Raw genomic sequence first — 25,594 nt, 5'->3', positions numbered from 1 at the left:
CAGGACTGATAAGCGCAGTGCCATCAGGCAGCAAGGTGAAGCGTTAGCGTTTCACCTTGTTCACCCACCAGATCCCCGAACAGACCAGCACTAACGCTACCGCATATTTCCATTCGAGAATATTTTCGCCGAGGAAAATCGCCGACAGTACTGCACCTGAAACTGGGATCAGGAAGTTAAACGGCGCAATCATCCCAACGCGGTTGTGCTTGAGCAAAATACTCCACAAGGCAAATGCCACCGAAGAGAGCAACGTCAGGTAGCCCAGAATCGCCACCGAAGACGCGCCGTGTACGGTCAGCGTCCCGCCAAAAGCATAACCGCCGATTACCAGCGCCAGACCGCCTACCCCCAACTGATAACCCGTCATTACCGTTGGGTCGACCGTTTGAGAAATGCGTTTGCCGTATAACGTGGCGGCAGAGAGAATAAAGGCCGCCATCACCACCGAGCCGTCTCCTAACAGGCTGAAGCTAAAATCCAGCCCACTACTAAAGTTCACCACCATCACGCCGGTAAAACCCAGGATACAGCCCAGCGCCTTGTTGTAGCTGAGTTTATCGTTCTGATAGATAAAATGCGCCAGCAGCACGCTGAAGAACGTGCCTGTCGCGTTCATGATGGATCCTTTCACCCCCGTGGTGAAAGCCAGGCCAATATAAAAGAAAATATATTGCAGCGAAGTCTGCGTCAGCCCCAACAGCGTGAGCTGACCGTACTGACGCGGACTTAACCGGCCAATCGGTTTACGCTGTGCCACCGCCAGCAGGAGCAGCAATAATCCCGCAAACAGGAAGCGATAGCCGGCAAAGACAATTTTCGAGGGGATGTCATCCGTGGCAATCTGGAAGATTTCATATCCGCTTTTGATCGCCGGATAGGCACTTCCCCACAGCAGACAGCAGAACGCCGCACTCAGGTAGACAACATTTTTACGCGCAAACAGAGGTTGGTGCGTTGGTTCCATTCCATCACCACTTTGAAATAATGTTTTATTTTTGTGATTATCCCGAAAAGGACAAAGAATAGCCAGAGAGAAAAGCGGGGAACAGAAAAGCAAAACGCCGGCACAGGGCCGGCGCTTTTACGCGGTTATCAGAATAAAAACTTATTCTGCAACTACGTTTACAGTCAGCTTAGCAAACACTTCGCTGTGAACCTGGAAGCTCACTTCGTGCTCGCCAGTGGTACGCAGAACGCCGTTCGGCAGACGAACTTCGCTCTTAGCTACTTCAACGCCAGCTGCAGTTACAGCGTCAGCGATGTCGCGAGTACCGATGGAACCGAACAGTTTACCTTCGTCGCCAGCTTTAGACGCGATGGTTACGGTTTCCAGTGCGTTGATTTTCTCAGCACGAGCTTCAGCAGCGGACAGTACGTCAGCCAGTTTAGCTTCCAGCTCAGCGCGACGCGCTTCGAAAAATTCAACGTTTTTCTTGGTAGCAGGAACAGCTTTACCCTGTGGTACCAGGAAGTTACGAGCATAGCCCGCTTTAACGTTAACCTGATCACCCAGGCTACCCAGGTTTGCTACTTTATCAAGCAGAATAACTTGCATTACCTTATCCTCTCAAAGTCGTATTAATGGACCGTGACCGATTACTGATGACGATCAGTGTACGGCAGCAGGGACAGGTAGCGAGCGCGTTTGATAGCGCGAGCCAGCTGACGCTGGTATTTTGCACGGGTACCGGTGATACGGCTTGGGACAATCTTACCGCTTTCGGTGATGTAGTTTTTCAGCGTAGCGATATCTTTATAGTCGATCTCTTGAACGCCTTCCGCGGTGAAACGGCAGAACTTGCGACGACGGAAATAACGTGCCATATGGCTAGTCTCCAGAATCTATCAATTCAATCTGCTCGGCATGCAGAACCATTTTGCTCAGGCCGTTCTTTGCCTTATGGCAAGAGATGAACCCCTGAACGGTTACTGCGCTACCGACCGTTATACTGTGAGTAATGGCCTGGTTTTCGTGTCCGCTAACAATAACGGGCATTTGGCACCACGCCTGCCGGTGAAACCCGGCTTCCTCCTGCACAGAACGATGCTCAAGCACGAACTGGCAATGAGGAATTCCTGATGGACTGACCTTTCGAAGGGGGGCCCTGCACACGGTGCCGGACAACGCCAGACGGTTGGTCATCAGAAATTACTCTTCAGAATCCCCAGCTTCAGCATCATCTGCGGTTTCGTTTGCGAAATCATCGCGACGCTCACGGCGCTCGTCTTTCGCTTTAACCATCGGAGATGCTTCGGTAACAGCGTGTTTAGTACGCATAACCATGCTGCGGATAACGGCATCGTTGAAGCGGAAGGTAGTTTCCAGCTCATCGATCACTTCCTGCGGCGCTTCAACGTTCATCAGAACGTAGTGAGCTTTGTGCAGTTTGTTGATCGGGTAAGCCAGCTGACGGCGGCCCCAGTCTTCCAGACGGTGGATCGTGCCTTCTGCACCAGTGATGGCAGCAGTGTAGCGTTCGATCATACCCGGAACCTGTTCGCTCTGGTCAGGATGGACCATAAAAACGATTTCGTAATGACGCATCGAATTGCTCCTTACGGATTATTCAGCCTCCTGTCTGGGTCAGCCGAGGCCCATGGAGGCAAGGAACGTGTTAAAGGTCGGCTGAAAAATGACGCGTCATAATACTGGGGTCAGCCGGTAAACTCAAGGTGCTTGTACGATTATTTACCATGCCGCTATTAATACATATCCAGCAGCATTTTGACGCTGATGCAAATAGAGACAATGACAATCATCGGCCGGATAACTTTCTTCCCGCGCGTCAGTACCACCGTTGCGCCAAGACGCGCGCCGAGCGATTGCCCGGCAAACATCACCAGCCCCAGCGACCAGATCATTTTGCCACCGAAAATGAAGAACAAAATCGAGGCGATGTTCGATGCAAGGTTAATAAAATTCGAGTGAATTTGCGCCTTATCGATGCTGTATCCCCACAACAGGATATAGCAGAGCGTATAAAAGGAGCCCGCACCAGCGCCAAGAAATCCATCATAAAAGCCAATGCAGCCGCCGCAGATCAGTGAAAAGAAAAACAGGGAGACCTGCTGCTTTCTTTTCGGTTCGCTGAGGTTGGGAGCAGCAATAAAGTAGATGGCGACGGCGATAATCAGTACCGGAAGCAGTTTTTTCAACACTTCCGGTTCAATGAACTGAATGAGCGTCGTGCCTAACGCTGAGCCGATAAAAGCAGACAGGAACACATACTTGTGCTCCTGCACGTTGATATGTCCCCGGCGTAAAAAGTAAATACCGGATGTCAGCGAACTGCCCAGCGCCTGAATTTTATTGGTTGCCAGCGCGTTCGCCGGGGGTAAACCAGAAATTAACAGTGCGCCAATAGAGAGAAATCCACCGCCGCCCGACACCACGTTAATAAAGCCAGCCACCAGCGCGACCATAAACATAATCACGAAGTAGCTGAAATCCATGAATGAAGTATCCATAAGTTTTTGCCTTATTATCATAAAGTTATATTAATTATACGGCTCACTATAAACGGGGTACCCATCTGTTTAAATTGACGATTTGGTAAGAGTTTGTGCGCGAAAGACAGGTATTTTTTAACGCAGCGATATCTATCAGTTACTTGTAAATAAAAGAAAAGGCGGGCATGCGGTAATTTTTTGAACAACTGCATCAGAAATGGTCGCTAACGCCTGCGCCGGTAGCGGTTAAAATTACATCAGAAGCTAATCACTCACAGGAGAGAGGCAACCAGAGACCGCAGTCGAGGAGGTACATATGCGAGCCCGTGTTTTGACCCTTCTGGCTGTGCTTTTGCTCAGTGCAAATGCAACGGCAGCCATCAAAATTGACAATCATCAGGCCAGGAATATGGATGATGTGCAGAGCTTAGGCGTTATTTACATAAATCATAACTTCGCCACTGAAAGTGAAGCCACTCAGGCCCTGAATGAAGAGACCGATGCGCAAGGCGCAAACTACTACCACGTGCTCCTCACCAGGGAACCCGGTAGTAACGGAAATATGCACGCCAGTGCAGATATTTATCGCTAACTACCCGCAAACAACCAACGAGAACATTGCCACCGTTTGACTTGCCCCCTTCACCGGGGGCTTTTTTTTGCACATCAGGTAAATGAGAATTATTTTTCTTTGTATCTTATCCTGGTCATCATTTACTGATTAAATAAAGCATTACCGAACTGATTCTCTGGAGCAAAACCATGTTTGCACGCTATGCGACGCTGAACCGCATACCAAAAGGCGTTTGGGTGCTGGGCGGCGTGAGTCTGCTCATGGATGTCTCCTCCGAAATGATCCATAGCCTGCTGCCGTTGTTTATGGCAACCACGCTGGGAGCCAGAGTCATTATCATTGGCCTGATTGAAGGATTAGCTGAAGCCACCGCGCTGATCATTAAGGTTTTTTCCGGCGTCCTCAGTGATTATCTGGGAAAGCGCAAAGGTCTGGCGATGCTCGGTTATGGTTTGGGGGCACTGAGTAAGCCCCTGTTCGCGATGGCGGGCTCATCAGGCATGGTACTCAGCGCTCGCATGATTGATCGTGTGGGTAAAGGTATTCGCGGCGCCCCCAGGGATGCGTTAGTCGCGGATGTCACCCCGTCCGAGATCCGCGGTGCCGCCTATGGCCTGCGCCAATCTTTGGATACCGTTGGCGCATTTCTGGGGCCCCTGCTCGCCGTCGGGCTAATGCTGCTATGGAACAACGATTTTCACACTATCTTCTGGGTTGCCGTCATCCCTGGAGTGCTCTCTATTGCCCTGCTATGGTTTGGCCTGAGTGAACCGAAAACCCCCGTCACTGATAAACGCACCAATCCGTTACGACGGGAAAACCTGCAAAAGCTGAGCGCAGCCTACTGGTGGGTCGTGGGACTGGGCGCGCTCTTCACGCTCGCCCGCTTTAGCGAAGCGTTTCTCGTGTTGCGCGCATATCAAATGGATATTCCGCTGTTTGCCATTCCGCTGGTGATGGTCGCCATGAATCTGGTCTACAGTCTGTCGGCTTATCCTTTTGGTAAAATGTCTGACAGCATGAACCATACCCGCATGTTACAGGCAGGCCTGCTGGTCCTGATCGCGGCGGATATCACTCTGGCGCTGAGTCACCACTGGAGCACGTTACTAATAGGCGTGGGACTGTGGGGAATTCATATGGGCATGACGCAAGGGTTGCTGGCTGCCATGATTGCGCATACCGCGCCAGCAGAACTACGCGGTACGGCCTTCGGTATGTTTAATCTGATCAGTGGCATCGCCCTGCTGTTAGCCAGTACCGGCGCGGGCATTCTGTGGGAAACGTTGGGCGCAGCCTCGACGTTTTACGCTGGAGCTGTCATTTGTGCGATAGTTTTAGCAGGAATGCGATTTACACCAGCGGCTTACCAGCAACGCTGAAGATTGCCCCGAACAGATCGGTGACGCACATCCGCAGATGCACGTTGTCCGGGGCAAAGACGTTACTTCTGTCCGTAGTAGGCGTTTGGACCGTGCTTACGCATGAAGTGTTTATTCATCAGATAACTGTCGATGGGGCTGAGGGCCGGATTAATGCCACGCGCAATCCATGCCATTTTTGCGACCTCTTCCATCACCACAGCGTTGTGTACCGCGTCGTGAGCATCTTTACCCCAGGCAAACGGGCCATGCTGATACACCACCACGCCGGGCGTATGCAAAGGCTCCGCGCTCCCCAGCGTTTCGATAATCACCTTGCCGGTATTCAGCTCATACTCGCCCTGAACCTCTGCTTCAGTTAACGCCCGCGTACAGGGGATATCACCAAAAAAGTAATCCACATGCGTCGTACCGAGTGCCGGAATTGCTCGCCCTGCCTGCGCCCATGCCGTCGCGTGAGTTGAGTGGGTGTGCACCACGCCGCCAAGAGATAAATAGCGGCGATACAGCGCCAGATGGGTGGCTGTATCGGAAGAAGGACGATAGCGTCCTTCCACCACGTTGCCATCCAAATCCACGATCACCATGTCGCCAACCTGCATCGTTTGATAGTCGACGCCGCTGGGCTTAATCACCACCAGCCCCCGCTCGCGGTCGATGGCGCTGACGTTACCCCAGGTAAACGTCACCAGCCCGTAACGCGGCAGATCCATATTGGCCTCAAAAACCTGCTGTTTAAGTTTTTGCATTACACCGCCTCCACCAGACCTGCGCTGGCCATCCGCGCTTTCACCCAATCGCGCGCCTTCGCCACCTCACGCGCCGGATCGTCCGTCGTTTCACTCCACATCTCAATCAGGTATGGCCCGCAATACCCACTCTGTTTAAGAGTCGTAAAACAACGTTCAAAATCGACAACACCTTCACCAAACGGCACATTTTTGAACACGCCGGGTTTGGTGTCCTTCACGTGGACAGCCACGATATGGCCTATTCCAGCCTGTAGCTCCATCTGTACGTCGTTATCCCACGCTGACAAATTGCCAATATCGGGATACAGCTGGAACCACGGGTTATTGAGATAGTGGGCATAACCCAGCGCCTTACTGATCGAATTCATCAGCGGATAATCCATGATTTCCATCGCCAGCGTCACCTGCGCGCGACTCGCCATTTCAACGCTCTCTTTTAGCCCATCGCGAAATCGACGACGCGTTTCGTTGTTGGCCTGCTGGTAATAGACGTCATAGCCCGCCAGTTGAATCACGCGAATCCCAATATCCTGCGCAAACTGAATGGCTTTCCGCATAATCTCCAGTCCCTGATCGCGCACCGCATCATCTTCGCTCCCCAGCGGGAAACGGCGGTGAGCGCTCAGGCACATAGAAGGTACGCGTACTCCCGTTTCAGCGATGGCAGTCACCAGCGCCAGACGCTGCTCGCGGCTCCAGTCAAGGCGCGCAAGGCGGGCATCGGTTTCATCAACCGACATTTCGACAAAGTCAAAACCCAACTCTTTCGCCAGCCACAAGCGATCCAGCCAGCACTCCCCTCCGGGGAGCGCTTTTTCATAAATACCGAGCGGGACCTGTTTCGACAACATAGTCGCTCCTTAGCCCCACAACTGGGCGATGGAACGTTTGAACTGACGCGCTGCCTCAACCGGCGAAGCGGCATCACGAATACTGCGACCAGCGATAAACACGTGAATCGGGATCCCCTGGAACAGCGGCAGATCCTCCAGCGCCAGGCCGCCGGTTACGGTGACTTTAAAGCCCATATCAGACAGGCGTTTGATGGCACTGATATCCGCCTCTCCCCACGCCACACCTGCGGCCTGCGCATCACGACTGCGATGATAGACAACCTGCCCGATACCCGCGTCACGCCACTCCTGAGCCTGTTCCCAGGTCCAGTAACCGGTCAGTTCAATCTGTACGTCGCCGTTAAATTCTTTCGCCACCTCGAGCGCACCTTTGGTGGTATTGATATCCGCACAGCAGATAACGGTGACCCAATCAGCGTTGGCCTCGAAACACATGCGGGAGAGGATTTTACCCGCATCGGCGATTTTGGCGTCCGCCAGCACAATTTTATGCGGATAGAGCGCCTTCAGGTCACGTACGGCACGTACGCCCTCGGCAACACAAAGAATGGTGCCCACCTCAATAATATCGACCTCTTCGGCGATCAGACGCGTTGTTTCATACGCAGAAGACATTGATTGGTTATCCAGCGCAACCTGCAACATAGGTAATGACATTTCGGTATCCTTTTAAACAGCCGCCGCAGTGGCGTTATCAATTAAATCCAGCACTTCCTGCGCGGTGCGGCAGGCACGTAAACGGTCGAAATTGGCTTCATCGTCAAACAGATTCACGATCTGCATGATGCCCACTTCCTGATGCGTATTAGCGTCGACCGCCGCCATCGTGATTAGAATGTCTACCGGATCGTTATCTTCGTGGTTAAACACCAGCGGGGTTTTCAGCGTCACCAGCGCAAAGCCGGTCTTCTTCACCCCTTCTTCCGGGCGACCGTGCGGCATCGCCAGTCCTGGCGCAATGACGAAGTACGGACCAAACTGTTCTACGCCATCAAGAATGGCCTGGTAGTAGCGCGGTTCAACCACGTCAGCCTTAACCAGCAAATCGACGCCCAGTTTTACCGCTTCCTGCCAGGTGTTGGCCTCGGCCTGTAGCAGGATGGCGTTATTGTCTGCCAGCGAATCACGTAATTTCATATGCCGTGTCCTTACTTCACGTCCTGTGGGAAATGCGCTTTGATCACTTCCAGCAGTTTTGGTCCAAAATCGGCGGGCGACAGCATGTTGCGTACGCCAACAACATATTTATTGCCGGTTACGGTAATTTCACCGGCAATATGGGTAGAGGCGATGATGATATCCGCGCCGTTCAGTTCACTTTTGTACTCACCCACTGCGCAGCTGTTCACCGTATGGTCAATATTTGACTGGGTTAAAAACTGGTCCACTTTCATCTTCATGATCATGGAACTGCCCTGCCCATTGCCACACACAGCCAGAATACGTACGGTCATAATCGGAACTCCTTATTAAGCAGAGTGTTCTGCCAGTTGTTTTTCTGCGTCTTCCTCAGCGCGCAACGTGCGTCCTGCGAAAAACATATAAGCCAGTGCAATCAGAATAATGACGGCCATAAACACGATGCCGATGGAGGCAAAGCCCTGCATCATCGGCGGCGCCAGAATTGACCAGTCCGCCATCCCCATCCAGGCGCTCATACCGGTGAGTTTCACCGCCCAGACGCAGCCAAAGATTTCAATCATCCCCATCACCAGACAAATCTTGAGCGCCGCGCGCCAGCCGCCAAAGTGATTAGCAAACACGCCGATAGTGGCATTGGAGAAAAACATCGGGATAAAGCCGGGGATTATCAGAATGGAGGAGCCGCAGCCCACAAGGATGCCTACCGCAATCAGTTGGCCGATGGTGCCCCACATGAAGCCCCACACCACCGCGTTGGGAGCAAAGCTGTATATCGCCGCACAGTCAATCGCCAATACCGCACCGGGAATCAGACGCTGTGAGATACCGTTGAACGCTTCTGAAAGTTCGGCGACGAACATACGTACGCCCTGGGTGATGATGAAGATCGCGACGGCAAACGAAAAACCGGTCTGCAGGATGTACACTGTCCAGTGCGTTTTCCCCGCCATTGCCTGAACCACATCAATGCCGAAAGAGAGCAGGATCGCCCCGAAGAAAATGGTCATGACAATCGCGGTGGAAACGATGTTGTCATGGAAGATATTCAGCCAGCCAGGCAGTTTGAGATCTTCTACGCTCTCCTCTTTTTTACCCAGATAAGGCGCGACTTTGTAGGCAATCCATGAAGCGAACTGCTGCTGGTGACCGATGGAAAAACCGCAGCCGTCGGTCACTTCCTGTGTCGGCTTGTACATCATATTGGAGGTAATCCCCCAGTAGAGCGACACCAGCACCGCCGTGCAGATAATGGTGGTCCACATGGAGTAGCCGAAGATATAGAAAGAGACCGCAATCAAGCCCGCCTGCTGGAACATGATGTGCCCGGTGAGCATGATGGTGCGAATGCCGGTAATACGCCGTAGCAGTACGTAACAAATGTTCAGCGCCAGCGCCAACAATACGGCGTACCCTACCCAACTGTAGGCATCCCCCATTCGTTCGATGGTTGCCATCATGGAGGCATAGGTATCGGAAATCGCACCATTGATACCGTACACCTCGGACATCTTCGCCACTACCGGCTTAAACGTGCTGGTCAGAATGCCCGATCCCGCCTGCAGCAACATAAAACCGATAATCGTTTTGATCGTGCCTTTGATAATAACGCTGACGCTTTTGCGCAACAGGATGTAGCCGAGGCAGGTCACAATACCCAACAGCAACGGCGCGTTGGTCATGACCTGATTAAAAAAGACGGTAAAGATGTTGTAGAGGATCTCCATAACGATCTCCAGTAGACAAAGTTGCTGAACATTCATTACAGATGCTCAGGATGTTGTGCCTCCACTCTAATTTTCAAAAGTAATCACAACAAGATTGAATTTGATTAAATGTGATGGAGTACGCAAATAAATCTCTTACCAATGCCAGGGTTTTATTAGTTATTCATAGAGAAAAAAATAAAACTCATAAAAACAATAGAATACAAAAATAGATCTTTGCAAAGCATCCCGTTACGTTGTGAGTTATAGGCGCTTTACTGCGGAATCAGAAAAATCCACGCATTGCCTTCTTGATAAATTGATGTCAGTATCAATCAAAACAAATCATAATTTGATTCAACTTGAACCAACATGAAGGTAAATGCGATGAGTAAAGTAAAAAGCATCACGCGCGAATCATGGATTCTGAGCACATTCCCGGAGTGGGGAAGCTGGCTGAATGAAGAGATCGAACAGGAACAGGTCGCACCTGGCACCTTTGCTATGTGGTGGCTTGGCTGTACCGGAATTTGGCTAAAGTCGGAAGGCGGGACTAACGTCTGCGTCGATTTCTGGTGCGGAACAGGTAAACAAAGTCACGGTAATCCGCTGATGAAAACCGGTCACCAGATGCAGCGCATGGCGGGCGTAAAGAAACTGCAGCCAAACCTGCGTACCACGCCATTTGTGCTTGATCCGTTTGCCATTCGCCAGATCGATGCGGTGCTGGCTACGCACGATCATAACGATCACATCGACGTAAATGTCGCGGCTGCGGTCATGCAGAACTGCGCGGACGACGTGCCGTTTATTGGACCGCAAACCTGTGTGGATCTGTGGGTCGGCTGGGGCGTGCCGAAAGATCGCTGCATCGTGGTAAAACCCGGCGATGTGGTTAAAGTGAAAGATATTGAAATTCATGCGCTTGATGCTTTTGATCGTACCGCACTGATCACTCTCCCCGCCGATCAGAAAGCGGCGGGGGTGCTGCCAGACGGTATGGACGCGCGCGCCGTTAACTATCTGTTCAAAACGCCGGGCGGCACGCTGTATCACAGCGGCGACTCCCACTACTCCAACTATTATGCAAAACACGGCAACGAGCATCAGATCGACGTCGCGCTCGGCTCCTATGGCGAAAACCCGCGTGGCATTACCGACAAGATGACCAGCGCCGACATGCTGCGTATGGCGGAAGCGTTGAATACAAAAGTCGTCATCCCGTTCCATCATGACATCTGGTCAAACTTCCAGGCCGATCCTCAGGAAATTCGTGTGCTATGGGAGATGAAAAAAGATCGTCTGAAGTATGGCTTTAAGCCATTCATCTGGCAGGTCGGTGGCAAATTCACCTGGCCGCTGGATAAAGATAACTTTGAATATCACTATCCACGCGGCTTTGATGACTGTTTCACGATTGAACCGGATCTACCGTTTAAATCCTTCTTGTGATCCACACCAAATGCCGGGCCTAACCCGGCATTTTTTCCCATTTACTTTAGTATTTCCAGGCTATTTCAAATATCATCTTTTCAAATCAATTTGTATCGGAATAGCTCATGACTGAAGCACAAAGACATCAAATATTGCTGGATATGCTGGCGCAGTTGGGCTTTGTTACCGTTGAGAACGTAATTGAGCGCCTGGGGATTTCACCCGCCACAGCCCGCCGGGATATCAACAAACTCGACGAAAGCGGCAAACTCAAGAAAGTTCGTAACGGCGCAGAAGCCATCACTCAACAGCGCCCGCGCTGGACGCCAATGAATCTGCATCAGGCGCAGAACCACGATGAAAAGGTTCGTATTGCCAAAGCGGCATCCCAACTGGTGAATGCCGGTGAAAGCGTGGTGATCAACTGCGGATCGACCGCCTTCCTGCTCGGACGTGAAATGTGCGGCAAGCCGGTGCAGATCATCACTAATTATCTGCCGCTGGCGAACTATTTGATCGACCAGGAGCATGACAGCGTGATCATCATGGGAGGGCAATACAACAAGAGCCAATCCATCACGCTTAGCCCACAAGGCAGCGAAAATAGCCTATATGCCGGGCACTGGATGTTTACCAGCGGCAAAGGCTTGACCGCAGATGGACTGTATAAAACCGATATGCTAACCGCGATGGCGGAGCAGAAGATGCTTAACGTGGTGGGCAAACTGGTGGTGTTGGTCGATAGCAGTAAGGTCGGTGAACGCGCGGGGATGCTGTTCAGCCGCGCCGATCAAATCGATATGCTGATTACCGGCAAAAATGCGAACCCTGAGATCCTGCAACAGCTCGAAACTCAGGGCGTAAGCATTATGCGCGTTTAAAGGTGCTGGCGGAAAAACGCCGCCGTCGCAGCCAGCGCTTCTGGCGTAATGCGGTGGCGTACGCCTGCTTCCCACAGGCAGGTCAGATTATTGTCCAGACCTGCCTGAATCAGCGCCTGCTGTAAGCGGAAGGTTTCAACGGCCGGTACCACATCATCTTCCTGCCCATGCCACAGCAGCAACGGTCTGTCGGCCAGGCGTGGCAACTGGTGCGTCACTTCCCATTCGGCCAGCGGCGCGATGAGGGCATCAAACTCAGCCTGCTGTTCTGGCGTCTGGACCAATAAAGGCGGAAAAAGCGTCTGCGCAAGACGGGTAAAGTAGCCCGAACCCATCAGGCTGGCTACACATTTAACCTCAGGATGACGGGCCATAATGCCCAGGGCCGTCATTCCTCCCATTGACGCCCCGCCTACAGCAAGACGTTCATCTGACAGCCAATTTTCCGCCACCAGCGCCGCACGTAACGTCGAAAATTCTTGCATGTTTTGCTGCAAGATATGCCAAAAGCGGTACATACGCCCCTGTGCGTCCCCCTTGAAGCGGGCACCATGGTCTGGCGCATCTGGCATTACTACCCGGAACCCGGCCTGAGCCAGAGCAACGGCAAAATAGCTGTAGACCAGGCTGGAAGATGTAAATCCGTGATAGAAAATAATACAGGGGAGTGAACAGTCGCGTTTACCAGCCGGAACGGCGTGCAGAACAGGAATACCCGCCAACTGTCGTGTTTCAATTTCGATCATTTGTCGCCTCTTTCTTTCTGGTATGCCATGCAGCAATACTTAACGCAAGCGAATGTGTTCGACAATGATTCATAATGTTGAGAACTGGGTTACGCTTTCGCAACATTTTCATTCGAAAATCGCGTGAGAGATAACAATTCGGGAACATTCCCCCTAAAGGGAAATTAATAAGGCACTACACTATGGCTATCAGGAAACGAGATAGAGTTATGCGTCGGTTTGCCTCTTTGGTGCTGGTTTTATTTTTAAGCGCCTGTAGCGTACTACAGGGAACGCCGCAACCCGCACCGCCCGTTGCCGACCACCCGCAGGAGATCCGCCGTAACCAGAGTAATGGGTTACAGCGAATAGGGACGGTTAGCGCGTTGGTAAGAGGTTCTCCGGATGATGCGCTGGCAGAAATCCGCGATAAAGCCGTCGCGGCGAAGGCTGATTATTACGTGGTCTTATTAGTCGATGAGACCATTGTGACAGGCCAATGGTATTCACAGGCGATTTTGTATCGTAAATAACATTGGTTTGAAATTTAGTCAGCTTTACATTGCTTTGCGCCCCTATGCGTTTACCTGTGCACAATAAACCAACAGCAGGAAGCTTGAGGTTTATTATCGCGATGGAATGCCCTGCCGTGTGTAGGGGTACGAATAATGGAGCTGACGATGAAACAATCACTAGCCTTATCCTCACTGCTGCTTTCTACCGGACTGGTAGGTACTACGGCGCAGTCTGCCGAGTTCGCCAGTGCTGACTGTGTTACCGGCCTGAACGAAATAGGGCTGATATCCGTCAGTAACATTGCAGGAAATCCGCAGGATGTAGAACGTGTCGTTGCGTTAAAAGCGGATGAACAAGGTGCCTCATGGTATCGGATCATTCAAATGTACGAAGATCAACAACCCGATAACTGGCGCGTCCAGGCCATACTCTATGCGTAACAGATTGCCGGATGGCGTAAACTTATCCGGCCTACGTTAACGTAGGCATCATGATAAGACGCGCCAGCGTCGCCATCAGGCATATTATTACCGTAATCCTCCCGTTGCCCGTAGCAACAGATCGTTCTGTACCTGTTCAGACACTCGTCGTCCACCACGCGTATCCAACATCATCTGACACCAGGCCTGCGCCACTGGCGGAGAGGCATAGCGCAACATTTGCGCCCCGCAACCAAGCAGGAAAAGCTGCTGCGTAATCTCCCGGCCCAATTCTTCACTGGGTTTACGCAGGTGTTGCTGCAACTGACGAACCATCCGATCGTAATGACGATCCTGGCCTTTGACCTCGGCAAAGGCTTCACTGAGCATATCGTAAATACCGGGTTGTTTTGTCAGCACCCGCAATACATCAAGGCACATAATGTTGCCGGAGCCTTCCCAGATACTGTTTACCGGCATCTCACGGTACAAACGTGGCAACTCACTCTCCTCGCAGTAGCCAGCTCCACCCAATACTTCCATCGCCTCAGCGACAAACGGCATCCCGCTTTTGCAGACAGAATATTTCGCCGCTGGCGTAAACAACCGAGCCCACAACGCTTCTTTGGCATCAGCGCGGCGGTCCCAGGCCCGTGCCAGCCGAAACAGTAACGCGGTCTGGCCTTCCAACTGGAGCGCCATTCGGCTTAAGACCTGGCGCATCATCGGCTGTTCAATCAATGGCTTGCCAAATACCTGTCGTTGGTGCGCATGATAAATCGCCACGGAAAAGGCACGTCGCATCATGCTATGGCTGCCGAGCGCGCAGTCAAAACGCGTCATACCGCCCATTTTCAGGATATGCCGTATACCTTCTCCTTCTTCGCCCAGCAACCAGCCAATGGCATCCTGGAACTCAACCTCACAGCTGGCATTGGAGCGATTGCCTAACTTATCTTTCAGGCGTTCCAGACGGATGGCATTACGCCGTCCATCGGGTAAAAATCGCGGTACAAAAAAGCAGGATAATCCTCCTTTTGCCTGTGCCAGCACCAAATGAGCATCACTTTGCGGCACGGAGAAAAACCACTTATGTCCCACCAACCGATACGAGCCGTCTGCGAGACGTTCCGCTTGGGTGGTATTGCTCAGCACATCTGAACCCCCCTGTTTCTCGGTCATTCCCATGCCGATCAGCAGCCCACGTTTTTGCCCACCCGGCAGTAAATGCGAGTCATAACGGTCGCTTAGCAGCGGCGTAAACCAGTTGTGAAATTGTGAAGGTAGCATCTGCAGTAACAGCGGCGTGGCGGCAAAGGTCATGGTCACCGGACACAAAGTGCCGGCTTCCACCTGCGCATGCAGCATGAAACGCGCCGCACGGGCAACAAATGTTCCCTGCCGCGCTTCGTCTTCCCAGGCAAGGTTATGCACGCGGTTGGCGCACAGTCCCTGCATTAGTAAATGCCAGGCAGGATGGAAACGCACATCGTCCAGTCGCTGCCCCTGCGGGTCGTAACGCAAAAGTTCGGGTGGAAAAGCATTTGCCAGGCGACCCAGTTCGAGCGACTCTGCGGTGCCTAGCTGCTGGCCAATACTCGCCAACAGATCGCTGTCCCAGCCAGCCCCTTCGCGGATAACCGCTTCACACAGGGCGCCATCGGACAGGTATAAGTTACTGTTATTGAGCGGTACAGGTTGGTTAAAAACGGTATGCGTTTGCCAGTGCATTGTGTCTCCCTCCGTCAATGGCCGTGGCCTTAAGTATGGCCAGCCAGACAAGAGAGTGCCTGGGATGAAGGTCACAAAAAAGCCATCCCAGGGGATGGCTTGAGAGAAAGTGAGAATGAATTAGCCGCGCTGACGAACGGCCTCAAACAGGCAGATGCCGGTCGCGACTGAAACGTTTAGCGACGAAACGCTCCCTGCCATCGGGATACTGATCAGTTCGTCACAATGTTCGCGGGTCAGACGACGCATACCTTCACCTTCCGCCCCCATGACCAGCGCCAGACGTCCGGTCATTTTGCTCTGATAGAGAGTATGGTCGGCTTCGCCAGCGGTGCCGACGATCCAGATATTCTCTTCCTGCAGCATACGCATCGTGCGCGCCAGGTTAGTTACGCGGATCAGCGGCACGCTTTCTGCTGCGCCACAGGCCACTTTTTTCGCCGTCGCATTCAACTGTGCAGAGCGATCCTTCGGTACGATAACCGCATGTACACCAGCGGCATCCGCGCTACGCAGGCATGCGCCCAGGTTATGCGGATCGGTGACGCCATCGAGGATCAAAAAGAACGGCTGATCGAGCGCGGCAATCAGATCCGGCAGATCGTTCTCCTGATACTGACGACCCGGCTTCACGCGCGCAATAATCCCTTGATGTACCGCACCCTCGCTTTTCTCATCCAGGAACTGGCGGTTAGCCAACTGAATGACAACGCCCTGCGCTTCCAGGGCATGGATCAGCGGCAGCAGGCGTTTATCTTCACGGCCTTTGAGAATAAAGACGTCCTGGAAGCGCTCAGGCGCACGTTCCAGCAGAGCCTGCACCGCGTGGATGCCGTAAATCATTTCACTCATGAATGTACTCGTTAATAGTTTGTGCGTAACGCCGGGCAACATGACGGTTGCCCGACTTACAGTTTATGGCTGTTATTGTGCGACGTTCTTTTTCGCCGCGCGTTTAGCTTTGGTGGCGGCAGCGATTTTAAGCGTTTTTGCCGATGGCTTTTTCGCTTTTTTATCACCTTTCTTCTCAGCCGTTTTTTTATCCGCCTGAGGTTTGGCTCTGCCTTTCTTCTCGCCGCGGAAAGCGCTATCCGGCTCGAAATTCACCTTTTTACCCATTTGACGACGTTTACCGGTATTTTTACCTGCATCGCCTTTTTTGGCTTTTTCACGTGCGGTTTTGCCCTCATTGCGCGGCGCACGTTCGCTGGAGATCAAACTGAAATCGATTTTACGCTCGTCCATGTTGACCGCTTCCACGCGAACTTCCACGCGGTCGCCCAGGCGATACATCTGACCGCTTGATTCACCTGTCAGGCGCTGCCCAACCTGGTCAAAGCGATAGTAGTCGTTATCCAGGGAGGAAACATGCACCAGACCGTCGATAAACAGTTCATCAAGACGGACAAAGAAGCCAAACCCGGTCACGCTGGCAATTACGCCTTTAAAGACGTTACCCACCTGATCCAGCATGAAGTCACACTTCAGCCAGTCAGAGACGTCGCGTGTGGCTTCGTCAGCACGGCGTTCGGCCATTGAACAGTGCTGGCCCAGTTGCAGCATCTCTTCCATCGAATAATGGTAGCCACCCGTTTCCGTGGTGTTACCTTTATGGCCCTGCTCCTGCGCCAGTAAATATTTAATTGCACGGTGCAAAGAGAGATCCGGGTAACGACGGATCGGCGAGGTAAAGTGCGCATAAGATTGCAGCGCCAGACCAAAGTGACCCCGGTTTTCCGGATCGTAAATCGCCTGCTTCATCGAGCGCAGCAGCATAGTTTGCAGCATTTCTGCGTCAGGACGGTCAGCAATAGACTCCAACAGTTCAGCGTAATCACGCGGTTCAGGTTTATTGCCGCCAGGCAATTCCAGACCCAGTTCCGCCAGTACGGAACGGAAAGAGGTAATCGCTTCGGTCGTCGGCTTATCGTGAATACGGAACAACGCTGGCTCTTTGGCTTTCTCAACGAATCGCGCCGCTGAGATGTTCGCCATGATCATGCACTCTTCAATCAGCTTGTGCGCGTCGTTACGCTGCGTCTGCTCGATACGTTCGATACGACGTTCAGCGTTGAAGATAAACTTCGCTTCTTCACTTTCAAACGAGATGCCGCCACGTTCTTCCCGGGCTTTATCCAGCACTTTGTAGAGATTATGCAGCTCTTCAATGTGTTTCACTAACGGCGCATACTGCTCGCGCAGTTCCTGATCGCCTTGCAGCATATGCCAGACTTTGGTGTAGGTCAGACGCGCATGGGAGCTCATTACCGCTTCGTAGAATTTAAAGCCGGTTAACCGACCTTTCGACGAAATTGTCATTTCGCATACCATACACAGGCGATCTACCTGCGGGTTCAGCGAACACAATCCGTTAGACAGCACTTCCGGCAGCATTGGGACCACCTGCGACGGGAAGTAAACAGACGTGCCACGGCTTCGCGCTTCCTGATCCAGCGGAGTCGGCGGGCGAACGTAATAGCTTACGTCAGCGATCGCCACCCATAAACGCCAGCCGCCGCCGCGTTTCTTCTCGCAGTAAACCGCATCATCGAAGTCACGCGCATCTTCGCCATCAATAGTGACCAGCGGGAGATCGCGTAGATCGACACGTCCCACTTTCGCCTCTTCCGGCACTTCTTCTTTCAGCCCGGCAACCTGTTTTTCGACTGCCTGTGGCCAGATATACGGGATTTCGTGGGTACGCAGGGCCATATCAACAGCCATGCTGGTGCCCATGTTGTCGCCCAGGACTTCAACGATTTTACCCACCGCTTTGGTGCGACGGGTTGGACGCTGGGTCAGCTCAACCACGACCACAAAGCCCATACGCGCACCCATCACCTCTTCCGGCGGAATAAGGATATCGAAGCTCAGGCGGCTGTCGTCCGGAACGACAAACCCGACCCCAGCGTCGGTGAAGTAGCGGCCGACAATCTGGCTGGTTTTCGGCACCAGTACGCGCACAATACGCGCTTCGCGACGACCTTTACGGTCCGCGCCCAGCGGCTGCGCCAACACCTGATCGCCATGAATGCAGGTTTTCATCTGCTCGCTGGACAGGTAGAGGTCATCTTTGCGGCCTTCAACGCGCAGAAAGCCGTAGCCATCACGGTGGCCAATAACGGTACCTTTCAGCAGGTCGAGACGTTCCGGCAGCGCGTAGCACTGACGACGAGTGAAGACCAGTTGCCCGTCACGCTCCATCGCGCGCAGGCGACGACGCAGCGCTTCTTGCTGTTCTTCACCTTCAATGTTGAGTTCAGCGGCCAGCTCATCGCGGTTGGCCGGTTTTTCACGTTTAGTTAAATGTTCGAGGATAAATTCCCGGCTCGGGATAGGGTTCGCGTATTTTTCAGCTTCGCGTTCCTGGAAAGGATCTTGTGACATCTCGGTTCCTCCGTTGTCAGCTCTGATGAAGATTTTCGTCACTCCACCAGCAATAATTTATAAAGCGGTTGATTTTCTTCAACCAAATCAGCAAGTGTGTAGTTGTCCAGTTCCGTGAGAAAACTTTGCACTGCTTTAGAAAGCGCCTGTTTGAGTCGGCAGGCAGGGGTTATGTGGCAAAACTCGCTGCTACAGTTGACCAGCGATAAGGGTTCCAGCTCGCGAACCACATCACCAATACCAATATCCTTAGCCGGTTTGCCCAGGCGGATACCGCCATTTTTTCCTCGAATAGCAGTAACAAAGCCCGCCCGGCTAAGTTGATTGATTATTTTGACCATATGATTACGGGACACGCCGTAGACTTCTGTCACCTCAGAAATACTGGTCATACGTCCTTCGGGAAGTGACGCCATGTAGATTAGCGCACGTAATCCGTAATCGGTGAAACTTGTTAACTGCACATCAACCTCAGGAAAAGGGATAAAACGGATAAACCTGGTGGTATTAATTATATTGATGATAAACCAGCCACCAGCCAGGTCGCTAATTTATTTCAGTTCGGGAAGGAAAAAAGCGAGGAACTTACGTGATTTTAAGCCGGATTCTGATGCAAAGCGCCTCATCCGGCCTAAGATAGTGCAAGCGCAGCGCCAGTCGACGCTACGCCATAACCAGAATTATGCGTCGAACGGGTCGCGCAGGATCATGGTTTCAGTACGGTCTGGGCCAGTTGAGATAATATCAATCGGCACACCGGTCAGTTCTTCAATACGCTTGATGTAGTTCAGTGCTGCCTGCGGCAGACCGCTACGTTCCTTCACGCCAAAGGTGGATTCAGACCAGCCTGGCATGGTTTCGTAAATCGGCTCGATACCTTTCCAGTCGTCTGCCGCCAGCGGAGTAGTCGTAACTTCACGGCCATCCGGCATACGGTAAGCGACACAGATTTTCACCTCTTTCAAACCGTCCAGCACGTCCAGTTTGGTCAGGCAGAAGCCAGACAGGGAGTTAATCTGTACGGCACGACGCACAGCAACGGAGTCCAGCCAACCGGTACGACGACGACGGCCAGTAGTCGCGCCATACTCGTTACCTTGTTTGCACAGGAACTCGCCAACGTCATCAAACAGCTCTGTCGGGAACGGACCCGCACCGACACGAGTAGAGTAAGCTTTGATGATGCCCAAAACGTAATCCACATAACGTGGACCCAGGCCGGAGCCGGTCGCCACGCCACCCGCAGTGGTGTTGGAGGAGGTTACGTACGGATAGGTACCGTGGTCGATATCCAGCAGCGTACCCTGCGCGCCTTCGAACATGACGAAATCGCCACGCTTACGCGCCTGGTCCAGCAGATCGGAAACATCAACAACCATAGAAGTCAGGATGTCGGCAATCGCCATCACATCATCCAGCACTTTCTGGTAGTCAACGGCTTCGACTTTATAGAAATTCACCAGCTGGAAGTTGTGATATTCCATCACTTCTTTCAGTTTTTCAGCGAAGGTTGCTTTATCAAACAGATCGCCAACGCGCAGACCGCGACGAGCCACTTTGTCTTCATAAGCCGGACCGATACCACGACCGGTAGTACCAATCGCTTTCTCGCCACGCGCTTTCTCACGAGCGTTATCCAACGCAACATGATAATCAAGGATCAGCGGACACGCTTCAGACAGCAACAGGCGCTCGCGAACCGGGATACCACGATCTTCCAGCCCTTTCATTTCTTTCATCAGCGCGGACGGAGACAGCACAACACCGTTACCGATGATGCTGATGACATTCTCGCGAAGAATACCTGATGGAATAAGATGGAGGACGGTTTTTTCACCGTTGATTACGAGAGTATGGCCTGCGTTGTGACCACCCTGGTAGCGCACAACATATTTAGCCCGTTCAGTCAGAAGATCGACAATCTTCCCTTTACCTTCGTCACCCCATTGGGTGCCCAGTACGACGACGTTGTTACCCATTTTTCAAAATCACCGTTTGCTTAAAAATGGATTCTACCACCGCTTTTTCAGATATACAGCACTTTTTGCATGCAAAAATCCGCAAATTAGGCTACTTATTGATCAGCCAATCGTTTTCCTCAACATGTAGTAGACTACAACGCCCGCGACCACAAGACCTCCACCAAAACGACGCAAAGTATTTTCGGGAAGTTGCGTCATTGCGGAGATCATTTTCTTCCAGGCCTTGGGATAAAGCATCGGCCCCAGCCCTTCAAGCACCAAAACCAAGGCGAGAGCCAGCAAAATTGTGGAATTCATTGCGAGTCCTTATTGTTAGAAACCTGCCTGGTACCAGGCAGGCCTGGCAATCTACACGCTCATTCCACCATCAACCACTAAACATTGGCCGGTAATCCATTGACTCTCTTCATTCAAGAAAAATCGCACAGACGATACTACATCAGCTGGGTGACCAATACGTCTTAACGGGATTTGACGGGAAAGGGCTTTAAGCTTATCCGTTGGAATAGCGTTAATCAATTCACTGTCAATAATCCCCGGTGCGATACAGTTAACCCGGATGCCAAACCGCCCGACTTCAAGCGCCAACGATCGACACAATCCTACCATTGCCGCTTTACTGGCACTGTATGCCGTTTGCCCCGAATTCCCTCTAACAGCGCCAGACACCGAGGTAATGAATACTATAGACCCCGAATTCATCTCAAACATGGCTGGCAGCAGCTTCTGATGCCAATAAAAAAGCGCATTCAGATTCGTATCCATAACCTTTCGCCAGCGCTCTGCCGTTTGATGAATGTGTAAAGCATCCATCGGAACACCCGCATTATGCACAATGCCAGAGGGAGCGCCGTATTGTTCAAGTAACCACGTTGCCGTTTGGTGAACCTGTTCCTCATTGGTGCCATCACACTGAATCGCCTCCACCAGACGCCCTTGCCTGCGGCAGTGATCCACGACTTCTGAGGCAGCAATCGCGTGGTTTCTCCAGGTGAAAACCACGCGCCAACGCTCGGATAGCGATACCACCAGCTCTTTGCCAATGCCCCTGCTACCGCCAGTAACCAAAATCCATGGCTGACTCATACTTACCCCAGTTGCTCACAAATATGCTGACACAGTGCAGCGAGAGTAATATCGGGATTATTAATAAACAGCTCGGCTTCCAGCGTAATACCATAGTTACGTTTAATGGCGACCATCATCTCGACATAATCGAGGCTATCCAGCTCCAGAGTTCGCAACATCGTTTCTGCAGACAGATCATCCACAGCAACATCCTTCACATCGGCAATTAAATTAACAATATTTGTCCAGACATCCTGAAAATTACTCATATATGTTCCCTCATCCGTTTCTATTTACTAAAGGCCAAATTTTTAATGTCACCGTCGTCGACATGATTAATTTTTGCTGCTGTAAGCACGCAGCGCTCATTTGTAAAATAAACCCGCTTTGGCGATCGCCCATGACCAGCGAAGGCAGGATCGCGCCTTCGATATCTTGCTCAGCCCAGGTTTGATGCAATAAATATTCCGGCAACCAAACATCGTGATGGGTTTGCACGATCGGTAACTGAACAAAAACGTCACCTAACGTTTTTGCGGGGAGTTCAGGTAAAACCTTATGCACGACTTCCATGGATTCAGGGGCATCAACAATCATCCTGAATAAAAGCGCATCCAGAAAACACCAGTCATAACCAGGAAGTGGATAAGAGCTTTCTTGTAAACGCCCGAGGATCAGACGGGGAGCTAACCCTGTTTCATCGAGCACTGGTCGCCGGCTTTTTGATAATTTTCCCGAAAAGCAAACAGCAGAACTGTTGGCGTCAATAATCTCGCCACGCGCGCAGTCAGCCCCCACCTTGGTCTTCAAACAATAATCACGTTCAATAAGAATTGGGCTACGCAACCGAATTGCGCAATGTAACCCTTCTTCTTCTGAAGAAGGTGGCGACATTTCGGCAAGGGCTTGTTTGAGATGCCACATCGACCTCATCCCATGAACCGTTATGCCATTCGCGCCAGTAGTTATTGCGGCATCGTTGTCAAAATGTATCGGGTTTTCATCCCCTGAAAAGATGGCCCACTGGCGGGCGTCCTCAGCGCTCCATCGCAACATCAGACTTCTCCACGAGAGATAACCAACGCCGCATTCGCGCCACCGAAGCCAAAACTTAAATTCAACGCATAGTGAATATCTGCCTGTCGATGTCCCTGGGCGACAAAATCTAAATCGCAGTCGGGATCGGGGTTATAAAGATGATGCGTGGCTGGAATCCTGTGATGATGCATTGCCTGGAGGCAAATAATGGTCTCAAAACTACCTGCTGCGGCGATTAAATGACCAGAATAAGATTTGGTACTGGAAACAGGAATAGAAAGCGCCGTCTCACCCAGAGCGATTTTAATTGCCTCGCATTCATTTTTATCATTGAGCGGTGTAGAGGTGCCATGCGCATTAATATAATCCAGCATGGAAGCCTCAATTCCTGCCTGACGGAGCGCATAGTCAATAGTTTTAACCCGCGCGATTTTATCCTCTGCCGGAGCCGTAAAATCAGTGGCATCCGAGAAATTGCCGTAACCGGTAATTTCTCCCAATATTGTAGCCCCTCTGGCAATCGCATATTCACGCTCTTCAAGGCAAAGTACCGCAGCACCTTCTGATAATACAAAGCCGTTACGATCTTTACTAAATGGGCAGCAAGCCTTTGTAATATCATCCTGTTCACGCGTCAGGGCACGTAATACATCAATATTCCAGATTGAGGTATGACTGCGTAATGACTCTCCGCTGCCCGCCAGCATCATATCCGCCCGCCCGCAACGAATAGCCTCGAAAGCATCACCAATAGCTATCGTACCCGTTGCACAAGCAGCGATTGGGGTATTTTGATACCCACGCAGGCCCCAAAATTGACTACAGGCAGCCGTAGCGACATTTGGCATAGAAAAAATACAGCCAAAGGTTGAACCCAAGCCTGTATCACGATATTGGTCATGATTTTGAATCGATTCATCCTGGCCGGCCCAACCGGTGCCAATAATCACCCCGCAGCGACAGGGATCATAATAATCCTTGATAGCCCGATCGCCATATGCCTGCTCAATAGCTTCTTTAGCAGCAAACATTGCTAAACGGGCAAAGCGCGGTAACCGTCTGCGGATACCCGGCGGCACAAATCGAATACTGGGCTCGTCTTCAATTTCACCGTAAAACGCCGATTTGATCCCGGCACATTCCAGCGAACGGTGTTTGTATCCCAGCCGATAATCCATGATAGCTTGCCAGCACTCATCAACGCTGTTCCCCAGGCTGGTGATCGCCCCTTGTCCTGTTATGACAACTCTGCGATATTGTGTCTTCATGTTCCCTCACTTTTTTGCTGTACCGGCACGCCGGTTTTATTACTATCAAATGTGAGCCACAGCTTCATAATCCCTGAAAGATAGTCGTAGTTCACATTCTGAATATCGTTCTCAGCCTGAAGCCAGTTGCTTTCTGCATCCAACACATCCTGGAGACTTGAGTCGCCTTGTATAAAGCGGATTTTTTCCTGCTGCCACAATGCCTGGCTTAACCGGAGGTTATGGCCTCGCATCTTATATTGCGTTAAAGCATGTTGGCTCTCGGTGAGAGCATCCTCTGCTTCAGAGAGCGCTTTCCAGACCTTCGTGCGGAAATCAGCCTCTGCTGCTTTTACATCCAGATCAGCGTTCTCAATGGTCAGCATGATGGCATCCCATTGCAGAAAAGGGAGCGCCAGGTTTGCCGACACGCTACGAGACGGATGAGCAAACCATTGTGAAAACACCGCGTTTGCCGCTCCGACAGTGCCACTTACGGAGAGGGTGGGATAAAAGTTGAGTCTGGCGACATCAGAACCTGCCAGCGCCGCCCGCAGTTGCATCTCAGCGCTGTGCACATCTGGTCGTTCAGATAATGCACTTACAGGAATCGCTTTTGGCCCGGGCGTGGTGCCAGCATTGGGTAAATGAAGTTTTTCTGGGCGTTGTTTGCGCGGACTACTGTCAAATAAGATAGCCAATGCATGCCTGTCTTTGTCGCGTTTTGCCACCAGCGCGTCATAAGAAAGCCTCATCTGTAAAACGCTCTGTTCCGCGCGAAAACGATCGCTCGCCGAAACTGCACCTGCCTGATATTGACTTTCCACCAACTGTTTCAATTGCTCACTGATAACCAGTTGCGACTCATAGTTTTTCAATTGCGCATTACTTAATGCAATCGACCAGTACAGTTCCGCTGTGGTCTTAATTAATGACAGCGCTGTCGCCAAACGATCCGAATCGCTGGCCTGCGCCTGCCAGACGCTTTGATCGTGCTGGCGAGCAACCTTACCCCACAAATCAATTTCCCAGCTCAGCGAGGCGTCACTTTGCCAGCTTTCCATGGAAGGTTGTTTGGGCTTAAGCTGTTGACTATTCGTCGCGCCACCTGAGGCAGACAGGCCAGGATAACGTGTTTCATCAATTAACCCAGCAGCCAGCCACGCCTGCTGTAGATGGAATCCAGCCACGGCCAGATCATTATTGTTAACCAGCACATCACTAACCAATTGCGTCAATTGTGGATCGTTAAAATGATCCGTGACGCGCATTGCACGCGCCATTACGCTTCTGCCGCTCATCGTG

The 25,594-nt window shown here is 51.8% G+C and carries 30 protein-coding genes; 6 read left to right on the top strand and 24 right to left on the bottom strand.

Translation table 11 applies throughout. The features are described from left to right. Positions 1 to 43: 43 nt before the first annotated feature. The 6 genes from ACVXHP_RS14765 to ACVXHP_RS14740 all read right to left on the bottom strand — a co-directional run bounded on the left by ACVXHP_RS14765 (position 44) and on the right by ACVXHP_RS14740 (position 3,471). Entirely contained in the window at positions 44 to 967 is a 924-nt protein-coding gene (locus ACVXHP_RS14765) for a DMT family transporter (RefSeq protein WP_200008206.1), read from the bottom strand. A gap of 141 nt (positions 968 to 1,108) precedes the next feature. After that, positions 1,109 to 1,558: a 50S ribosomal protein L9 gene (rplI, locus tag ACVXHP_RS14760; RefSeq protein WP_003025676.1), complete on the bottom strand. Its 450-nt coding sequence runs from the start codon at positions 1,556 to 1,558 to the stop codon at positions 1,109 to 1,111. A 41-nt stretch (positions 1,559 to 1,599) separates the two neighbouring features. Continuing rightward, complete coding sequence (rpsR, locus tag ACVXHP_RS14755; protein WP_000135199.1) at positions 1,600 to 1,827, bottom strand: 30S ribosomal protein S18; 228 nt, start codon at positions 1,825 to 1,827, stop codon at positions 1,600 to 1,602. A 4-nt stretch (positions 1,828 to 1,831) separates the two neighbouring features. After that, complete coding sequence (gene priB / locus ACVXHP_RS14750) at positions 1,832 to 2,146, bottom strand: primosomal replication protein N (protein ID WP_006686338.1); 315 nt, start codon at positions 2,144 to 2,146, stop codon at positions 1,832 to 1,834. 6 nt (positions 2,147 to 2,152) lie between these two features. Next, the gene (gene rpsF, locus ACVXHP_RS14745) at positions 2,153 to 2,548 is read right to left on the bottom strand and encodes a 30S ribosomal protein S6 (protein WP_003025672.1); all 396 of its coding nucleotides are present in this window, start codon (positions 2,546 to 2,548) and stop codon (positions 2,153 to 2,155) included. Between the two features lie 158 nt (positions 2,549 to 2,706). Next, on the bottom strand, positions 2,707 to 3,471 hold the full coding sequence (locus ACVXHP_RS14740; protein ID WP_200008204.1) for a TSUP family transporter: 765 nt from the start codon (positions 3,469 to 3,471) through the stop codon (positions 2,707 to 2,709). 298 nt (positions 3,472 to 3,769) lie between these two features. On the opposite strand from ACVXHP_RS14740, the gene yjfY reads away from it, so the two are divergent. Next, entirely contained in the window at positions 3,770 to 4,045 is a 276-nt protein-coding gene (gene yjfY / locus ACVXHP_RS14735) for a DUF1471 family protein YjfY (protein ID WP_447571721.1), read from the top strand. A 170-nt stretch (positions 4,046 to 4,215) separates the two neighbouring features. Next, on the top strand, positions 4,216 to 5,409 hold the full coding sequence (locus ACVXHP_RS14730) for an MFS transporter (protein WP_447571720.1): 1,194 nt from the start codon (positions 4,216 to 4,218) through the stop codon (positions 5,407 to 5,409). Positions 5,410 to 5,471: 62 nt separating this feature from the next. Here ACVXHP_RS14730 and ACVXHP_RS14725 read toward each other — a convergent pair whose 3' ends face one another. Genes ACVXHP_RS14725 through ulaA form a run of 6 tightly spaced genes read right to left on the bottom strand, consistent with a single transcriptional unit; the run spans position 5,472 to position 9,882 of the window. Next, positions 5,472 to 6,158, bottom strand: coding sequence for an L-ribulose-5-phosphate 4-epimerase (locus ACVXHP_RS14725; RefSeq protein ID WP_447571719.1), 687 nt, complete (start codon positions 6,156 to 6,158; stop codon positions 5,472 to 5,474). After that, positions 6,158 to 7,012 carry an L-ribulose-5-phosphate 3-epimerase gene (locus ACVXHP_RS14720; RefSeq protein WP_447571718.1) on the bottom strand — a complete coding sequence of 285 codons (855 nt, stop codon included), beginning with the start codon at positions 7,010 to 7,012 and terminating at the stop codon, positions 6,158 to 6,160. Before ACVXHP_RS14720 ends, ACVXHP_RS14725 begins: the two co-directional genes overlap by 1 nt. A gap of 9 nt (positions 7,013 to 7,021) precedes the next feature. Next, the gene (ulaD, locus tag ACVXHP_RS14715) at positions 7,022 to 7,672 is read right to left on the bottom strand and encodes a 3-keto-L-gulonate-6-phosphate decarboxylase UlaD (protein ID WP_032940270.1); all 651 of its coding nucleotides are present in this window, start codon (positions 7,670 to 7,672) and stop codon (positions 7,022 to 7,024) included. Between the two features lie 12 nt (positions 7,673 to 7,684). Continuing rightward, positions 7,685 to 8,152 (bottom strand): PTS ascorbate transporter subunit IIA, encoded by a 468-nt coding sequence (gene ulaC, locus ACVXHP_RS14710; RefSeq protein WP_038636563.1) that lies wholly within the window; start codon positions 8,150 to 8,152, stop codon positions 7,685 to 7,687. An 11-nt stretch (positions 8,153 to 8,163) separates the two neighbouring features. After that, positions 8,164 to 8,469 carry a PTS ascorbate transporter subunit IIB gene (gene ulaB, locus ACVXHP_RS14705; RefSeq protein ID WP_001577590.1) on the bottom strand — a complete coding sequence of 102 codons (306 nt, stop codon included), beginning with the start codon at positions 8,467 to 8,469 and terminating at the stop codon, positions 8,164 to 8,166. A gap of 15 nt (positions 8,470 to 8,484) precedes the next feature. Further along, on the bottom strand, positions 8,485 to 9,882 hold the full coding sequence (gene ulaA / locus ACVXHP_RS14700) for a PTS ascorbate transporter subunit IIC (protein WP_040232971.1): 1,398 nt from the start codon (positions 9,880 to 9,882) through the stop codon (positions 8,485 to 8,487). A gap of 366 nt (positions 9,883 to 10,248) precedes the next feature. On the opposite strand from ulaA, the gene ulaG reads away from it, so the two are divergent. Further along, entirely contained in the window at positions 10,249 to 11,313 is a 1,065-nt protein-coding gene (ulaG, locus tag ACVXHP_RS14695; protein WP_304702495.1) for an L-ascorbate 6-phosphate lactonase, read from the top strand. 107 nt (positions 11,314 to 11,420) lie between these two features. Further along, positions 11,421 to 12,176 carry an HTH-type transcriptional regulator UlaR gene (gene ulaR / locus ACVXHP_RS14690; protein ID WP_447571717.1) on the top strand — a complete coding sequence of 252 codons (756 nt, stop codon included), beginning with the start codon at positions 11,421 to 11,423 and terminating at the stop codon, positions 12,174 to 12,176. On the opposite strand, the gene yjfP is transcribed toward ulaR, so the two are convergent. Then, positions 12,173 to 12,922 carry an esterase gene (yjfP, locus tag ACVXHP_RS14685; RefSeq protein ID WP_447571716.1) on the bottom strand — a complete coding sequence of 250 codons (750 nt, stop codon included), beginning with the start codon at positions 12,920 to 12,922 and terminating at the stop codon, positions 12,173 to 12,175. The genes ulaR and yjfP overlap by 4 nt on opposite strands. 182 nt (positions 12,923 to 13,104) lie before the next feature. Between yjfP and bsmA the strand changes: the two genes are divergently transcribed. Continuing rightward, the gene (gene bsmA, locus ACVXHP_RS14680; RefSeq protein WP_200008191.1) at positions 13,105 to 13,434 is read left to right on the top strand and encodes a biofilm peroxide resistance protein BsmA; all 330 of its coding nucleotides are present in this window, start codon (positions 13,105 to 13,107) and stop codon (positions 13,432 to 13,434) included. Between the two features lie 147 nt (positions 13,435 to 13,581). Next, entirely contained in the window at positions 13,582 to 13,857 is a 276-nt protein-coding gene (gene yjfN / locus ACVXHP_RS14675) for a DUF1471 family protease activator YjfN (RefSeq protein WP_200008189.1), read from the top strand. An 87-nt stretch (positions 13,858 to 13,944) separates the two neighbouring features. Here the strand turns inward: yjfN and ACVXHP_RS14670 are convergent, their stop codons facing one another. From ACVXHP_RS14670 to ACVXHP_RS14620, 11 genes are all read right to left on the bottom strand, one after another. Next, complete coding sequence (locus ACVXHP_RS14670) at positions 13,945 to 15,567, bottom strand: isovaleryl-CoA dehydrogenase (protein ID WP_447571715.1); 1,623 nt, start codon at positions 15,565 to 15,567, stop codon at positions 13,945 to 13,947. Positions 15,568 to 15,687: 120 nt separating this feature from the next. Beyond that, the gene (rlmB, locus tag ACVXHP_RS14665; protein WP_220393911.1) at positions 15,688 to 16,419 is read right to left on the bottom strand and encodes a 23S rRNA (guanosine(2251)-2'-O)-methyltransferase RlmB; all 732 of its coding nucleotides are present in this window, start codon (positions 16,417 to 16,419) and stop codon (positions 15,688 to 15,690) included. Positions 16,420 to 16,491: 72 nt separating this feature from the next. Further along, positions 16,492 to 18,954, bottom strand: coding sequence for a ribonuclease R (gene rnr, locus ACVXHP_RS14660; RefSeq protein WP_200008184.1), 2,463 nt, complete (start codon positions 18,952 to 18,954; stop codon positions 16,492 to 16,494). 38 nt (positions 18,955 to 18,992) lie between these two features. Next, the gene (nsrR, locus tag ACVXHP_RS14655; RefSeq protein ID WP_003025609.1) at positions 18,993 to 19,418 is read right to left on the bottom strand and encodes a nitric oxide-sensing transcriptional repressor NsrR; all 426 of its coding nucleotides are present in this window, start codon (positions 19,416 to 19,418) and stop codon (positions 18,993 to 18,995) included. 216 nt (positions 19,419 to 19,634) lie between these two features. Next, positions 19,635 to 20,933: an adenylosuccinate synthase gene (gene purA, locus ACVXHP_RS14650; RefSeq protein ID WP_003025606.1), complete on the bottom strand. Its 1,299-nt coding sequence runs from the start codon at positions 20,931 to 20,933 to the stop codon at positions 19,635 to 19,637. A 102-nt stretch (positions 20,934 to 21,035) separates the two neighbouring features. Beyond that, positions 21,036 to 21,233: a DUF2065 domain-containing protein gene (locus ACVXHP_RS14645; RefSeq protein ID WP_304702500.1), complete on the bottom strand. Its 198-nt coding sequence runs from the start codon at positions 21,231 to 21,233 to the stop codon at positions 21,036 to 21,038. Between the two features lie 51 nt (positions 21,234 to 21,284). After that, positions 21,285 to 22,022 carry an SDR family NAD(P)-dependent oxidoreductase gene (locus ACVXHP_RS14640; RefSeq protein WP_447571714.1) on the bottom strand — a complete coding sequence of 246 codons (738 nt, stop codon included), beginning with the start codon at positions 22,020 to 22,022 and terminating at the stop codon, positions 21,285 to 21,287. Between the two features lie 2 nt (positions 22,023 to 22,024). After that, a complete protein-coding gene (locus ACVXHP_RS14635) occupies positions 22,025 to 22,273 on the bottom strand; it encodes an acyl carrier protein (protein WP_137361587.1) in 249 nt (82 codons plus the stop codon). Between the two features lie 10 nt (positions 22,274 to 22,283). Further along, positions 22,284 to 23,060: a MaoC/PaaZ C-terminal domain-containing protein gene (locus tag ACVXHP_RS14630; RefSeq protein ID WP_447571713.1), complete on the bottom strand. Its 777-nt coding sequence runs from the start codon at positions 23,058 to 23,060 to the stop codon at positions 22,284 to 22,286. Further along, complete coding sequence (locus ACVXHP_RS14625) at positions 23,060 to 24,310, bottom strand: beta-ketoacyl-[acyl-carrier-protein] synthase family protein (protein WP_447571712.1); 1,251 nt, start codon at positions 24,308 to 24,310, stop codon at positions 23,060 to 23,062. Before ACVXHP_RS14625 ends, ACVXHP_RS14630 begins: the two co-directional genes overlap by 1 nt. Continuing rightward, the gene (locus tag ACVXHP_RS14620; RefSeq protein ID WP_447571711.1) at positions 24,307 to 25,590 is read right to left on the bottom strand and encodes a TolC family protein; all 1,284 of its coding nucleotides are present in this window, start codon (positions 25,588 to 25,590) and stop codon (positions 24,307 to 24,309) included. The genes ACVXHP_RS14625 and ACVXHP_RS14620 overlap by 4 nt, the downstream gene beginning before the upstream one ends. Between the last annotated feature and the right edge of the window lie 4 nt (positions 25,591 to 25,594).

The organism is Citrobacter freundii complex sp. 2025EL-00176 (assembly GCF_053309355.1).
This window is presented reverse-complemented; position numbering and strand designations above follow the sequence as displayed.

Excerpts from the sequence above, each read along its gene's own strand:
- yjfP (WP_447571716.1), bottom strand. The coding sequence starts at position 12,922 with ATGATCGAAATTGAAACACGACAGTTGGCGGGTATTCCTGTTCTGCAC.
- ACVXHP_RS14730 (WP_447571720.1), top strand. The coding sequence starts at position 4,216 with ATGTTTGCACGCTATGCGACGCTGAACCGCATACCAAAAGGCGTTTGG.
- ACVXHP_RS14625 (WP_447571712.1), bottom strand. The coding sequence starts at position 24,310 with ATGAAGACACAATATCGCAGAGTTGTCATAACAGGACAAGGGGCGATC.
- rlmB (WP_220393911.1), bottom strand. The coding sequence starts at position 16,419 with ATGAGTGAAATGATTTACGGCATCCACGCGGTGCAGGCTCTGCTGGAA.
- rpsF (WP_003025672.1), bottom strand. The coding sequence starts at position 2,548 with ATGCGTCATTACGAAATCGTTTTTATGGTCCATCCTGACCAGAGCGAA.
- ACVXHP_RS14765 (WP_200008206.1), bottom strand. The coding sequence starts at position 967 with ATGGAACCAACGCACCAACCTCTGTTTGCGCGTAAAAATGTTGTCTAC.
- ACVXHP_RS14725 (WP_447571719.1), bottom strand. The coding sequence starts at position 6,158 with ATGCAAAAACTTAAACAGCAGGTTTTTGAGGCCAATATGGATCTGCCG.
- ACVXHP_RS14720 (WP_447571718.1), bottom strand. The coding sequence starts at position 7,012 with ATGTTGTCGAAACAGGTCCCGCTCGGTATTTATGAAAAAGCGCTCCCC.
- ulaR (WP_447571717.1), top strand. The coding sequence starts at position 11,421 with ATGACTGAAGCACAAAGACATCAAATATTGCTGGATATGCTGGCGCAG.
- rplI (WP_003025676.1), bottom strand. The coding sequence starts at position 1,558 with ATGCAAGTTATTCTGCTTGATAAAGTAGCAAACCTGGGTAGCCTGGGT.
- priB (WP_006686338.1), bottom strand. The coding sequence starts at position 2,146 with ATGACCAACCGTCTGGCGTTGTCCGGCACCGTGTGCAGGGCCCCCCTT.
- ulaD (WP_032940270.1), bottom strand. The coding sequence starts at position 7,672 with ATGTCATTACCTATGTTGCAGGTTGCGCTGGATAACCAATCAATGTCT.
- ACVXHP_RS14630 (WP_447571713.1), bottom strand. The coding sequence starts at position 23,060 with ATGTTGCGATGGAGCGCTGAGGACGCCCGCCAGTGGGCCATCTTTTCA.
- rpsR (WP_000135199.1), bottom strand. The coding sequence starts at position 1,827 with ATGGCACGTTATTTCCGTCGTCGCAAGTTCTGCCGTTTCACCGCGGAA.
- yjfY (WP_447571721.1), top strand. The coding sequence starts at position 3,770 with ATGCGAGCCCGTGTTTTGACCCTTCTGGCTGTGCTTTTGCTCAGTGCA.
- ACVXHP_RS14645 (WP_304702500.1), bottom strand. The coding sequence starts at position 21,233 with ATGAATTCCACAATTTTGCTGGCTCTCGCCTTGGTTTTGGTGCTTGAA.
- purA (WP_003025606.1), bottom strand. The coding sequence starts at position 20,933 with ATGGGTAACAACGTCGTCGTACTGGGCACCCAATGGGGTGACGAAGGT.
- ACVXHP_RS14670 (WP_447571715.1), bottom strand. The coding sequence starts at position 15,567 with ATGCACTGGCAAACGCATACCGTTTTTAACCAACCTGTACCGCTCAAT.
- ACVXHP_RS14640 (WP_447571714.1), bottom strand. The coding sequence starts at position 22,022 with ATGAGTCAGCCATGGATTTTGGTTACTGGCGGTAGCAGGGGCATTGGC.
- ulaA (WP_040232971.1), bottom strand. The coding sequence starts at position 9,882 with ATGGAGATCCTCTACAACATCTTTACCGTCTTTTTTAATCAGGTCATG.
- rnr (WP_200008184.1), bottom strand. The coding sequence starts at position 18,954 with ATGTCACAAGATCCTTTCCAGGAACGCGAAGCTGAAAAATACGCGAAC.
- ulaG (WP_304702495.1), top strand. The coding sequence starts at position 10,249 with ATGAGTAAAGTAAAAAGCATCACGCGCGAATCATGGATTCTGAGCACA.
- ulaC (WP_038636563.1), bottom strand. The coding sequence starts at position 8,152 with ATGAAATTACGTGATTCGCTGGCAGACAATAACGCCATCCTGCTACAG.
- ACVXHP_RS14620 (WP_447571711.1), bottom strand. The coding sequence starts at position 25,590 with ATGAGCGGCAGAAGCGTAATGGCGCGTGCAATGCGCGTCACGGATCAT.
- ACVXHP_RS14740 (WP_200008204.1), bottom strand. The coding sequence starts at position 3,471 with ATGGATACTTCATTCATGGATTTCAGCTACTTCGTGATTATGTTTATG.
- yjfN (WP_200008189.1), top strand. The coding sequence starts at position 13,582 with ATGAAACAATCACTAGCCTTATCCTCACTGCTGCTTTCTACCGGACTG.
- ulaB (WP_001577590.1), bottom strand. The coding sequence starts at position 8,469 with ATGACCGTACGTATTCTGGCTGTGTGTGGCAATGGGCAGGGCAGTTCC.
- bsmA (WP_200008191.1), top strand. The coding sequence starts at position 13,105 with ATGGCTATCAGGAAACGAGATAGAGTTATGCGTCGGTTTGCCTCTTTG.
- ACVXHP_RS14635 (WP_137361587.1), bottom strand. The coding sequence starts at position 22,273 with ATGAGTAATTTTCAGGATGTCTGGACAAATATTGTTAATTTAATTGCC.